This window comes from Bacillus sp. JJ1503 (genome assembly GCF_036965125.1).
In the GTDB taxonomy this organism is placed as follows: Bacteria; Bacillota; Bacilli; order Bacillales; family Cytobacillaceae; genus Cytobacillus.
In genome coordinates this window covers 4,208-16,413 of the sequence record NZ_JBALOZ010000126.1, presented here as the reverse complement: position 1 = coordinate 16,413, position 12,206 = coordinate 4,208, and the positions used below count along the sequence as shown (strand labels likewise).

The window sequence follows — 12,206 nt, the reverse complement described above, 5'->3', positions numbered from 1 at the left end:
GAATTTATATTTAGGAATATTAGTTGGAGTTTCTATTTTCTGCACCTTAATTATTGCAACTTTAGCTGGTGCGATCATTCCGTTAGCTATGCACAAATTCAAAATTGACCCAGCTGTTGCTTCAGGTCCCTTCATTACCACAATCAATGATATTATCAGTATTTTAATTTACTTTACTATCGCAAACATGTTTTTGGGGTTTTTACCTAAATAGGTGCCTGACACCAGTTGTGGACACTTGCTGATTGAAGGAGTGATTAGATGGAAGAACATGGTGTTTCGTTAGCTTCTTTGGTCATTGTGATCGTAATAGCTTTCCTAACACCGATATTATTGCATCGGTTAAAGATCCATTTCATACCCGTTGTCGTTGCGGAAATTTTGATGGGGCTTTTGATTGGGAAAAGCGGCTTTAATCTTGTTCAGCCAGATATGTGGCTTGAAACGCTTTCAACACTTGGCTTTATTTTTCTAATGTTTCTTAGCGGCCTAGAAATTGACTTTACTGCATTCTCTAGTAATAAGAAGCGGGAAAAGCTGCCAAGCGGTAAATTAGAGCCGAACTCATTTTCTGCATCGTTTATTATATTTGCTGGGATATTTCTTGTTTCATTGGGGCTTTCCTATTTATTTGTAATAGCCGGATTTATTGAAAATGCATTTTTGATGACCTTAATTATCTCTACTATTTCATTAGGTGTTGTCGTCCCAACTTTAAAGGAAGCTCATCTCATGAAGACTGGCATAGGCCAAATTATTCTATTGGTTGCTGTTATTGCTGACCTAGTCACAATGATTTTACTAGCCGTATTTGTTTCTCTTTATGATGGCGGAGAAGGCAATGTGTGGTTATTGCTTATTCTTTTTGCTGCAGGAGTCCTCTTATATTTTATTGGAAGACGATTCAAAAACGGAAATTTTTTCGAGGCGATGTCGACTGGGACTGTTCAAATAGGCACGAGAGCTGTATTCACCTTAATCATCCTGCTCGTTGCATTATCTGAATCAGTGGGGGCAGAGAATATTCTCGGCGCCTTCCTTGCAGGCGTGCTTGTATCCTTGCTAGCTCCTAATCAGGAAATGATTCATAAGCTTGACTCTTTCGGTTATGGCTTTTTAATTCCAATATTTTTCGTAATGGTCGGTGTTGATCTAAACATTTGGTCATTATTGAGCGATGAAAAAATGCTCTTGCTAATACCTCTCTTGCTTATTGCCTTGCTAGTTTCGAAGCTTGTACCTGTCTACTTATTAAAGAGATGGTATGATATGAAAACGGTTATGGCTTCAGGTTTTCTTTTGACATCGACTTTATCATTAGTTATTGCCTCTGCAACGGTTGGCGAGAGAATTGGTGTTATTACGGCCGAAATGAGCGGAACATTAATCTTAGTTCCTGTTATTACGAGTGTATTTACCCCTGTTGTCTTTAAAAAATTATTCCCAAGGGAAGCAAATACTCAAAAATCATTAACAGTGGCATTTATCGGTGCAAATCAACTGACACTCCCAGTATATCGGGAACTTCATTCAAGCCATTATAAGACGACCCTTTATCATAAAAAACGAGAGAAGGCAGATAAAAATTTAGCGGATTCCTTATTCGATATTGTGGAACTAGACAACTATTTAATTGAAACGCTAGAAGAGCAGAATGTTTTACAATCAGATATTGTTGTAATCTCAACTGGAGATGAGGAATTAAATGCTACACTTGCCATTGCCGTTAAGGAACAGGGAGTGGAGCGGGTCATATGCCGACTTGAAAGCCCCGACCTTCAAGAAAGTATGAAGGAGCATAACATCGAAGTTTTTTCAGTATTATTGTCACAAAAAACCTTGCTAAGAGCATTAATCGAAACACCAAGTGTTATGGATATATTAACAAATCAGGAAAATGCATTGTATGAAATCGAAATGCTTAATGAACAATTTAATGGCATGACTTTAAGAGAGTTTCCTTTTACGGGGGATGTCATTATTGTGAGGATTTTTAGGGGACTTGATTCCATTGTTCCACATGGGGAAACGGAGCTCCATATAAACGATCGTTTAATTGCGACTGGAACAAAAAAATATGTCGATGATTTAAAACGGGAGCTTGAATTTTGTGAATGGTGCTGAATAGAATCATTTTCAACTCCTTTCTTTCCTTTTTCTAAATATTATAGTAAAATTAGTACTAGGTACTAATAACATGTAACAATACTTAGGGGGCTGGAAAGAATGACTCTTTCTTTAAATGGAAAAACCTTTGTTGTCATGGGTGTAGCAAATAAGCGCAGTATCGCATGGGGGATTGCTAGATCCCTTCATAATGCAGGCGCCCGATTAATTTTTACTTATGCGGGTGAACGCCTGGAGGGAAGTGTTCGTGAGTTAGCTGAATCCCTTGAGGGGGCAAATTCCCTTGTTTTGCCTTGTGACGTAACAAATGATCAGGATATTGACAAATGCTTCGCAGAAATTAAAGAGCAAGTTGGCACAATTCACGGACTTGCACATTGTATTGCTTTTGCTAACAAAGAGGAGCTTCAAGGCGATTACATGAATACTACGAGAGACGGATTTTTACTGGCACACAACATTAGTTCATACTCTTTAACTGCTGTAGCGAAGGTTGCGAAGGATTTAATGACTGAGGGAGGAAGCATCGTTACCTTAACGTATTTAGGCGGTGAGCGTGCAATCAAAAACTATAACGTCATGGGTGTTGCGAAAGCTTCTCTTGATGCGAGTGTTAAATATTTAGCCAATGATCTTGGTAAAGCCGGTATTCGAGTCAATTCTATTTCTGCAGGTCCAATTAGGACACTTTCTGCAAAAGGGGTAAGTGATTTCAATTTAGTCCTTAAGGAGATTGAAGAGCGATCTCCACTACGGAGAACAACTACACCTGAAGAGGTTGGCGATACGGCTGCATTCCTTTTTAGTGATTTATCCCGTGGTATTACTGGTGAAAATATTCACGTTGATTCCGGTTTTCATATCCTGTAATATAACAGCCCGTTTCCATGTGAAACGGGTTTTTCTTTTTGCCTACAGCAATAATATCGTCACCTTTTCCCTCCAAATGGAAACGAAAGCATATTATTTGCATACTTATAAATGAACCCATTTGTTATGGAGGTAGATAATCATGCTAAAAAAGAATGAGAAAGAACCCTTTTTCCATATTTTGCAGCCAACAATACAATTCCCTAAGGCCAATATGCAGGAAGTTTACACAAACAAAAAAGAAGATGATGATGTGACCCCGCATTCGTCTCATACTTTACTAGAACCTGATGAAATGGAGGAGAAAGAGGGAAGTCCTGCACACTTACATGATTCTGGTGAAGTACAGAATGAGGAAGTGAAGGAAAGTACAAAGGCTACAGAAATAATTGAGGAATTCGAAGCTGAAAACAGAGAAACACAAGAGGATAAGCCTTTCACGCCACATATTAAAAAAATGCCGAGCCTATCTTTTAAACGGCTTAAGAGCTTTAAAGCAATGAATACCGAGGAACGTTTAAATTATTTATTGAACTTTCCTAAACAGCTTCCACCCGTCCCTTGTACGTTTGAAACGGATGCGAGCAGCTTTCGAGGGGTATTGATTGGAAAAACAGAGGAAATGATTGAAATCAAGTTATTAGATGGTAAAACGAAAGAACTTCATATTCAATCAATCAAAGAAATCCGAATGGTTGGATTAAGAAAATAGCATAAAAAAATAGCCAGCCGTTTTAAACGACTGGCTTCTTTTTTCATTAATGTTATTCGCAAATATTTAAATCTACGTCAGCAATACATTGGACTGCACAGAAGCAGCTAAGGTCAACTGTAATGCAGTCTCCTGTACTGCGGAAAAAGTCAACATCGCATACTGCATTTAAGTCAATGACGCCATCTTTTACAAGGTTTACTGGCTTAAATCTTTGCATTTGCTGATTTTGATTCTGTCCTTGTTGGTCTTTATCTCCCTTGCTTTCCATTTTAACCGGTTCTAGGACACGAAGGACTGCACAGCAGTTATCAAATACATCTTCAACCCTGAAGAAGATGGAGACACATGCTTGATCTTTGTCTTTGCTATCTCTTCCCATACCCATACCCATTCTAGTTCTATTATTGGTGAAAAAAGCATGGAAAGGTGTTCCATCATCAGTGCTAAGGACAATAACGCGTGTATCCGGGCGCATTGGTCTTCCCTTTGCAGCAGGTGAGATAGCTCCAAGCGGTTCTAGAAAGCAGTTGGAAGGGCATTGGCATTCTTCTTCTGCATTTTCTTGAATATCTTTTATCGCACGGACTACTTCACATACACAGCCCTGATTGTGATTTTTGAAGTTGTCGTCTTTTTTTCCACAACCCATTATAGTTTCCTCCTTATTTGATTCTTGTGATACTACACTAATAACATATTGCTGAAGTGCCCTATGGGTTACGGACAAACGCCTTGTTTTATTAAAAAATAGGCAATTTTTTTACGAAAGGATGGAAATAGCTTGGAATTATCCTTAATGGAATTATTGATACTAGCCCTGGCAAGCTTTAGACTAACTAGGTTATTGGTCTATGACAAAATAACTGAATTTTTAAGAAGTCCTTTTTTTGATGAATTAGAGGAGAAAAATGAAGCTGGAGGCATTGATATTTATGTTACTCCGAAAAAAGGCGGCATTCGCGGATTTATCGGTGAATTGCTAAGCTGCTACTGGTGTACGGGTGTTTGGACATCTATTTTCGTGTGTGTTGTGTATATATACTTTATGTCATTAGCTATTCCTATCCTTATTATTCTTGCTGTGGCAGGGCTGGCATCCATTATTGAAACAATTGTTCAAAAAATGCTAAATGAATAACCAATATAGGCCGCTGATTTACACAAGCTTAAACTGTTGCTCATATATTATATGAAGGGAACTAGTAAATGCCAGCGAAATGTGGGTAAAGAAAGGTCAAGTATGAACCATAAGAATGAAACTTAATAAGGGGTGAGAGTAATATGTATAAAAAAAGTTCTGTACTAATAAAGAATCAAGCAAATCAACCAAATCAACCAAATCAACCAACAAAGAAGAAAAAAGGTTGTGGATGCGGGAAGACAACGAAAAAAACAAAGTAATTGCACACAGTCGGAAATTCCGGCTGTTTTTTTAATGTCTGGCTTCAGGTTGCTTTTTATTTACATAATTTGGTGGTTTGTAAATTCATAAATTTTCTATGAATCGTGGACAATAAATGAAGAAATGCTTCACTTCATTCAGCAAAAAGTCTTCTATTTCTATAAGTCAGAGATGATTGTCTAAAACATCTAATTCAGTCGGGGTTCAAACTCTGGCTGAATGAAGTGAAGCCTCCGGCGGATGCCTCAGATTTTTTAGAGGAAATTATCGAGCCAGCTCGATAAAAATCTGGGCGCAATTTCGCCGAGGCGAAATTGATTTATGAAGCTGCTTGTGATAACGGACGAAAAAGGAAGGGAAGATTTATGAGGACAAAATTTTGCATTATTATGTTCATATTTGCTGCAGGATTATCAGGCTGTGGGATAGGGACTGACGAGCCGAAAAAGAGTAAGCTGGCGTTAGTGAAAACGACAAATCCAAGTCCGGCATTACTTGAAAGCAACACGGAAGAAAAGCTTGATTTAGTGGAAAGCATTAAACAAGACATCAGTTCTATGAAAGAAATATATGATGTTGCGGTCTTAAAAGGAAAAAAGGATACGCTAGTAGCCTATAAGGTAAAGCATATGTACCGGTTTCAAATGAAAAAAATCGAGAAGAGAATGTCGGATATGCTGGAGAAAAAATACAAGGACGAAAAATTCACGGTCTCCAGTGATTATAAAATTTTCCTTGAAGCTATAAAGCTAAATGAAAGAATGAAAGACCCGAATTTCACAGATAAAAAAGCAAATCAAAAATTACAAGAAATAATTAGGCTTAAACAAGAAATGGCATAGAAAGGAGAATATTATGGGGAAGGACCAGAAGAAACTTACACCCGAGCAACAAAAATATCAAACATTGCAGCAAAAGCATGAGCTGAAACGCCCCATCTTAAAAAACTGCCTTAGAGCCTTCTGGGTGGGCGGCGTAATTTGTGCAATTGGACAGGCCATTACGTATTTCTATATATATTATTTCAACTTTACAGAGCAAACAGCTGGAAATCCCACTGTTGCCACGATGGTTTTCCTTTCTATGCTTTTTACAGGCTTCGGCGTTTACGATCATATTGCCCAATACGGTGGAGCGGGAACTGCTGTACCTGTAACAGGGTTTGGAAATGCAGTTATTTCTGCAGCGATTGAACACAAAACGGAAGGATTTGTTCTTGGAGTTGGGGGAAACATGTTTAAGCTAGCGGGCTCTGTCATTTTATTCGGAGTCTTTTCAGCATTTGTTGTTGCTTTAATTAAAACGATATTAATTCAATGGGGTGTTTTGTAATGCTTAGAGGGAAGCAATCTTGGGTATTCCAGAATCGTCCTATTATTGCGGCAACCGGTGTATCAGGAGGTCCATTTGAAGCAAATGGTAAACTTGCGAATGATTTCGATGTTCTGCATGATGATTTATGGATGGGACAGGATTCATATGAAAAGGCTCACAGAGTACTAATTGAAGAAGCCTGCGAAGCAGCTTTAAAAAAGGGCAATCTGCAGGAAGACGATGTTCACTTCTATATTGCGGGAGATTTAATTAATCAAATTACCCCAACAAGCTTTAGTGCAAGAACGAATCAAATTCCGTATTTTGGAATATTCGGAGCTTGCTCTACTTCTATGGAGGGTTTAGCACTCGCCTCATTTATCATTAATAATCAAGGTGCCAAATATATACTTACAGGCGCAGCAAGTCATAATGCGGCTGCAGAAAGACAGTTTAGATATCCCACTGAATACGGCGGACAAAAGCCCCCTACAGCTCAATGGACGATTACTGGTGCAGGGATGGCCCTTGTAAAAGTAAACGAAGGCAATGAAAATCTTCCCTATACAACTGCTGCAACCATTGGCAAAGTCGTTGATATGGGAATCACGGACCCATTTAATATGGGGGGGGCGATGGCGCCTGCTGCTGCCGAAACCATTAAAGCTCATTTCAAGGATTTACAATTAGATCCATCATACTACGATTTAATTGTAACTGGAGATTTAGGACAAATTGGGCAAAGTGCAACTCATGAGTTATTGACGAATGCTGGATTGAAAATTGAAAAGGATAAATTCCAAGATTGTGGATTGCTTATATATAAAGACTATCAGCCAGTCAATTCCGGGGGGAGCGGAGCAGGCTGTTCAGCAACCGTTCTTTATGGACATTTGCTGAATCAAATGAAACAGGGTGTTTATAGGAGAATTTTAGCTGTGGCTACTGGCGCACTTTTGTCACCATTAACCTTTCAGCAAAATGAGACTATTCCCTGCATTGCACATGCGGTTTCAATCGAAATGGATAACAAGTGAAGGAGGGGTATACAGATGCTTCCAATGTTTTTTTGGGCTTTTGTCGTTGGAGGAATTATTTGTGTGATTGGCCAATTATTATTTGATGTTGCGAAACTAACACCAGGACATACTTTAAGCCTTCTTGTCGTGATAGGAGCCATCCTAGATGGTGTTGGTCTATATGAGCCATTAATTGATTTTGCTGGTGCTGGTGCAACTATCCCCATTACAAGCTTTGGGAACTCACTTGTTCATGGGGCGTTAAATGAAGCGGAGAAGCATGGCCTTGTAGGCGTATTAACAGGAATGTTTGAGGTCACAAGTTCAGGTATTTCCGCAGCTATCGTATTCGGATTTATCGGGGCCCTTATCTTTAAGCCAAAAGGATAAAAAATCCATTTCTTAAAATCATAAGACAAATATAGGAGCTTGCCCACACACCTTTTCATCATATTTCATATTGTGTTAAAGAATAAATAAAGTGAGGTGTAAGGATATGGGCTTTGGTTTCGGAGGATGCGGCTTTGGTGGATGTGGTTTTGGTGGCGGCTTCCACTCAAATTTCGTCTTGATTGTTGTGTTGTTTATCTTATTAATTATTGTTGGTGCCAGCTTTTTATAATACTTCTAAAAAACAGGTAGATGTTTTCCATTAGCCTGTTTTTTTTTCACGTTTTACGCCCAATTTCATAGTATATAAAGTAGTTTATGAAAGGGCGTGAATCTAAAAATGGATAATAATTTGTTTAAGAATATTGAGCAGAAAACTGGCGTTAATATGAAGGATGTATTTGAATTAGCTAATTCATTACAAAATGCAAATTTTAAAGATGAAAAAACAGTGAGAAGTGTCATTAGAAGGGTGTCGCAAATTGCAAATAGGCCAGTAAATAAAGAAACTGAGGACAAAATTGTAAAATCAATTATCACAGATGGCAAACAGCTTGATTTTGGCACCATTTCACAAATGATTAATAAAAAATAAAGAAAAAAAAGGCTGTCCTAAAGAAAAGGTGCCAGGCACCTTACAGGACAGTCTCTCTTATTGTTGCGAAAATTCCTTCATTACCATTGATTGCTTTGGAATAGCGGAAAGGAATCTTGAGGGGGCAGCCTGCTTTCCGCGTCTTTTTTCGGGAATTGAAATGTACAAGTATTCCATAGCTCTTGTAATTGCTACATACAGAAGTCGACGCTCCTCTTCAATTGAGGAAGAATCTCCATTCCGAAATGCTTCTAAGGCATAATCATGAGGCAAATTTCCATCAACGGTCCCTAATATATAGACGACTTTATACTCTAGTCCTTTTGCTCGGTGTATCGTGCTTAATGAAATAGCATTTTGATTTTTTTTGCTGAAAGCCTTCATTTCCTTATTCATAGCTCGCATATGGTCTGCGTGATTTAATAAATCCTCAATTGAAGTAAAGTTCCTTGCAGCAACTTTAAGGTCTTTAAGGTCATCAGAGCCTTTCTCCATCTTATTGCCATCAGCGCCCCTCTTTTTAACAAAGTCTTGAAATCCGAGCTCCTTTTCAATGGCTTCAATTGCTGAAACAGGTGACATTTGTGATAAAGATCGGATCACTTTTACACTCTTTTTCAATTTATTTTCTTGAAAAGAAAAACCTGTTTTTATATATTTCAGGCATTCAAGAAGGGAGCAATCTTTTAAAATACTTTCTGCGATCAAATCCCTCATCGCTGTTTGCTTTACAAAAAGAGCCGGAAGAATATTCTTAAGCGCATCTTGATTATCTTCATTAATAGACAGCTGTAAAAAGCTCAGCATACTTTTTACGATAAAACGGTCATAAAAAGACTCCGCATCCATTTCAATCCTGAAGGGAAGGCTGGAGTTAGTCAATCGTTCAAAAATGGCGCGGCTTCCGGTATTTGTACGGAATAAAACAACGATGTCACTTGGCTGAAAGCCTTCTGCTATTTTTTCCTGCATATCAGTAACAATTGCCGTCGCTTCTTCTTCTTCATCATAAGGGTAGAAAACAACTGGCGGATTTGTTCCAGATACTTGAGCTTGCATTTTCTTCACATGGCGATTTTTATTTTGTGAAATTACTTCATTTGCAGTAGATACAATTTCATGTGAAGAACGGTAATTTTGACTTAATATGACGATTTCTGCTGTAGAAAAGTCTTTTTCAAAATCTAGCAGGTATTGGGGATTACTGCCGCGAAAAGCATATATAGATTGGTCATCATCCCCAACTGCACATACATTTTGCGTTTGTGCTGACATCATTTTAATTAATTCATACTGTATTTTATTAATGTCTTGAAATTCATCAATTAAAAAGTATTGAAACCGCTTTTGGTACTTGGCTAGAATTGACGGTTCATTTTGAAATAATGTATAACATCCAAGCAGCATATCATCGAAATCAAACCATTCATTTTTCCTTTTCTCTTGCTCATAAAGCTGATAAAGAAGAGCAACCTGTTCCTCCCAGGCAGATTCAGGTCTAACCTGATCCGCGGGTATGATGGAATTTTTCCAAAAGCTAATTTGCTGTAAAGCGAGATCAAAGGCGAATTCCTTCTCATCTATGTTTAAGGTTCTTCCAGCCTGTTTTATAAGCTGGTCCCGCTGCCAGCCCTTGCTTAAAAGTTTAGAAGCAGACCATTCCTGGGGAGAATGAAAGACTAATATCCGATAGAAAAGACTATGAAAGGTGCCAGATACAATTTGCTGAATTTTATGTTGGTCAATGCTTGGGTAGGTCAAGAGCCTTTTCTTCATTTCTGCAGCGGCTTTCGCTGTAAAAGTAACGAGCATAATTGATTTTGGGTCAATTCCATGCTCAGTAATCATGAAAGCAGTTCTTGCTGTCAATACCCGAGTTTTTCCGCTGCCGGCTCCTGCAAGAACAAGGAGCGGTCCATTTACACGGGATACAGCCTTAGCTTGATTATGATCAAGAACGACACCAGCTTCTTTTAAATCATGTAAATAATGAAATGATTCATTCATTTCATATCGTTTGGCTGGAGTAAAAGGAGTTTTTATTTTCAATGTCTGTGCTTTTTTATAAGTGTTTCCTGCCGGAGTTTCTGCTGTTATGGATCGGGATTTTGGAATTCTAAATCCATTTTGTTCCTTATACTCTTGTTGTTCGTTATGTTTTGATATAAGGAGGGTTGGAGGATCCCCACACTTCTTATCTTCCTTATGTATATGATAAAAGAAAGGTTCCTTTTCAATCCCTATGTAGAACCGAACAGGATCACCACAAGCTGGGCAATGGAGCTTTCCCTTTTTGCCATTTTCATAAATAAATTGGTATAATTCTCGGTTCATATGATTCAAATCAATGATTGCATTATTAAACTTCGCTGTTTTCATCTAGTAATCCTCAACTTTGCCTTTGTTTAGACAAACCCTATCATAACAAAAAAGCATATGACTTCGAAAGTTTTTTAAGAAAATGGTCATAAATAGAAACCTATTTTCGTATTTCTATAGAAAGTGTTTGTACAAAGAAGGAGGAAAAAATGGGGTATATTATTCCAGTTAACCATTATCAATATAGCCAATATGCGGAGAGAGTGGGTATCAAAAAGTATGACCCATATCGATTCGTTCCTATTAATCGAATAAAGCCTTCAGTCAATCCTTCAGAGAAAGAACATTCACACGAGCTAACCCCCACTGACAAAAAAACATCAGGAAAAAATCAGAAAGTGCCTAATGATCGAATGGAAAGATTATATGGAGAAATTACAGGGAAGGGACTTCTTTACAGTGACTTTGCCTAGTGGTAGTTACTTACGAAAAAAAACTTCTGTCAAGGTGACAGAAGTTTTTTTACAGATCTTTTTTCATTGTCCGATGGGGGATGCCTGCATCTAAAAACTCATCAGAGATTATTTCATAGCCTAAGCGGCTATAAAAAGGAATGGCATGTGTTTGGGCATTTAGCTTTACAGAATGAATGTCATGCTCTTTGGCATATTCCTCAATTTTCTGCATAATCATTTTTCCCGCACCAGTTTTTCGCTTGTCTTTAAGGACGCAAATTCTTTCAGCTTTCCCAATCCCATCAATTGTTCGAAATCTGCCTGCACCTATTGGAGATTCTCCGTCATATTGAACAAAATGAATGGCTAAGTCATCATACTGATCGATTTCTTCTTCTTCGGGAACCTGCTGTTCCTGAATAAAAACAATTTTGCGAACAGATAATGCATCCTGTAATTCTTGATGATTTCCTACGACTTTTACAATCATACTAGTTCCCTATTCCCTTCCAAGTCGAAATGTTTCGTATACAGTCCATGATCCGTTTTCTAGCTGATACAACAGGTGGAAACGGTCAACGCTGTCCTCATAATTAAATTGGTTCATTCTTAGCGTGCCATAAACATCTGAATGCTCATCATTAGAGAGGTTCTGCCCAACCGTAATATGAGGAACAAATGCATAATCGGAATTTTCGATATTAATTTTATCATTTATTTCGCTTTGAAGCTCTTTCAGCTCTTCTGATCCTTCTATTTTTAAATAGATAACATTGTTAACAGGTTTAAAAGAACTAAACTTTGTCGATTGGATATTAAAAGGCTGATAGTTGTTTGAAATTTCGTTTAAAGTAACTGTAAGCTGATCCATATCTTTTTCTGGTACATCGAATGATGATTTTAGCGTAATGTGCGGAGGAATTAAGGAATAATTCGGATCATACCTTTTTCGGTAAGAATTCGCAAAGTCCTGAAGTTTTTTTGATGGAAAAATAACAAT

At 37.9% G+C, this 12,206-nt stretch carries 16 protein-coding genes; 12 read left to right on the top strand and 4 right to left on the bottom strand.

Going from position 1 to position 12,206, the window contains the following annotated elements; genetic code table 11:
• The 4 genes from V7149_RS11045 to V7149_RS11030 form a co-directional block, all read left to right on the top strand.
• Positions 1 to 214: magnesium transporter (locus V7149_RS11045; protein WP_335345681.1), on the top strand; the 214-nt coding region annotated here is incomplete at its 5' end.
• A gap of 47 nt (positions 215 to 261) precedes the next feature.
• Positions 262 to 2,124 (top strand): monovalent cation:proton antiporter family protein, encoded by a 1,863-nt coding sequence (locus V7149_RS11040; RefSeq protein ID WP_335345680.1) that lies wholly within the window; start codon positions 262 to 264, stop codon positions 2,122 to 2,124.
• Positions 2,125 to 2,226: 102 nt separating this feature from the next.
• On the top strand, positions 2,227 to 2,997 hold the full coding sequence (gene fabI, locus V7149_RS11035) for an enoyl-ACP reductase FabI (RefSeq protein WP_335345679.1): 771 nt from the start codon (positions 2,227 to 2,229) through the stop codon (positions 2,995 to 2,997).
• Positions 2,998 to 3,139: 142 nt separating this feature from the next.
• A complete protein-coding gene (locus tag V7149_RS11030) occupies positions 3,140 to 3,709 on the top strand; it encodes a CotO family spore coat protein (protein ID WP_335345678.1) in 570 nt (189 codons plus the stop codon).
• Positions 3,710 to 3,761: 52 nt separating this feature from the next.
• Here the strand turns inward: V7149_RS11030 and V7149_RS11025 are convergent, their stop codons facing one another.
• Positions 3,762 to 4,361, bottom strand: coding sequence for a CotY/CotZ family spore coat protein (locus tag V7149_RS11025; RefSeq protein WP_335345677.1), 600 nt, complete (start codon positions 4,359 to 4,361; stop codon positions 3,762 to 3,764).
• A gap of 132 nt (positions 4,362 to 4,493) precedes the next feature.
• On the opposite strand from V7149_RS11025, the gene V7149_RS11020 reads away from it, so the two are divergent.
• The 7 genes from V7149_RS11020 (at position 4,494) to V7149_RS10990 (ending at position 8,432) form a co-directional block, all read left to right on the top strand.
• Entirely contained in the window at positions 4,494 to 4,850 is a 357-nt protein-coding gene (locus V7149_RS11020; RefSeq protein ID WP_335345676.1) for a DUF1360 domain-containing protein, read from the top strand.
• 629 nt (positions 4,851 to 5,479) lie between these two features.
• A complete protein-coding gene (locus V7149_RS11015; protein WP_335345675.1) occupies positions 5,480 to 5,956 on the top strand; it encodes a sporulation protein in 477 nt (158 codons plus the stop codon).
• Between the two features lie 13 nt (positions 5,957 to 5,969).
• The gene (gene spoVAC / locus V7149_RS11010; protein ID WP_335345674.1) at positions 5,970 to 6,446 is read left to right on the top strand and encodes a stage V sporulation protein AC; all 477 of its coding nucleotides are present in this window, start codon (positions 5,970 to 5,972) and stop codon (positions 6,444 to 6,446) included.
• A complete protein-coding gene (gene spoVAD, locus V7149_RS11005; protein ID WP_335345673.1) occupies positions 6,446 to 7,465 on the top strand; it encodes a stage V sporulation protein AD in 1,020 nt (339 codons plus the stop codon). The genes spoVAC and spoVAD overlap by 1 nt, the downstream gene beginning before the upstream one ends.
• A 15-nt stretch (positions 7,466 to 7,480) precedes the next feature.
• Entirely contained in the window at positions 7,481 to 7,837 is a 357-nt protein-coding gene (gene spoVAE / locus V7149_RS11000; RefSeq protein WP_066294855.1) for a stage V sporulation protein AE, read from the top strand.
• Positions 7,838 to 7,943: 106 nt separating this feature from the next.
• Positions 7,944 to 8,069 (top strand): YjcZ family sporulation protein, encoded by a 126-nt coding sequence (locus tag V7149_RS10995; RefSeq protein WP_335345672.1) that lies wholly within the window; start codon positions 7,944 to 7,946, stop codon positions 8,067 to 8,069.
• A gap of 108 nt (positions 8,070 to 8,177) precedes the next feature.
• A complete protein-coding gene (locus V7149_RS10990) occupies positions 8,178 to 8,432 on the top strand; it encodes a stage VI sporulation protein F (protein ID WP_335345671.1) in 255 nt (84 codons plus the stop codon).
• Positions 8,433 to 8,489: 57 nt separating this feature from the next.
• Here V7149_RS10990 and V7149_RS10985 read toward each other — a convergent pair whose 3' ends face one another.
• On the bottom strand, positions 8,490 to 10,811 hold the full coding sequence (locus tag V7149_RS10985) for an ATP-dependent helicase (protein ID WP_335345670.1): 2,322 nt from the start codon (positions 10,809 to 10,811) through the stop codon (positions 8,490 to 8,492).
• A gap of 149 nt (positions 10,812 to 10,960) precedes the next feature.
• Between V7149_RS10985 and V7149_RS10980 the strand changes: the two genes are divergently transcribed.
• Positions 10,961 to 11,224: a hypothetical protein gene (locus tag V7149_RS10980; protein WP_335345669.1), complete on the top strand. Its 264-nt coding sequence runs from the start codon at positions 10,961 to 10,963 to the stop codon at positions 11,222 to 11,224.
• 49 nt (positions 11,225 to 11,273) lie between these two features.
• On the opposite strand, the gene V7149_RS10975 is transcribed toward V7149_RS10980, so the two are convergent.
• Both V7149_RS10975 and V7149_RS10970 read right to left on the bottom strand, forming a co-directional pair.
• Positions 11,274 to 11,696, bottom strand: a complete 423-nt coding sequence (locus tag V7149_RS10975) for a GNAT family N-acetyltransferase (protein WP_335345668.1) — start codon at positions 11,694 to 11,696, stop codon at positions 11,274 to 11,276.
• A gap of 9 nt (positions 11,697 to 11,705) precedes the next feature.
• Positions 11,706 to 12,206 (bottom strand): YjcG family protein (locus tag V7149_RS10970; protein ID WP_335345667.1); only part of this gene is annotated, 501 nt, incomplete at its 5' end.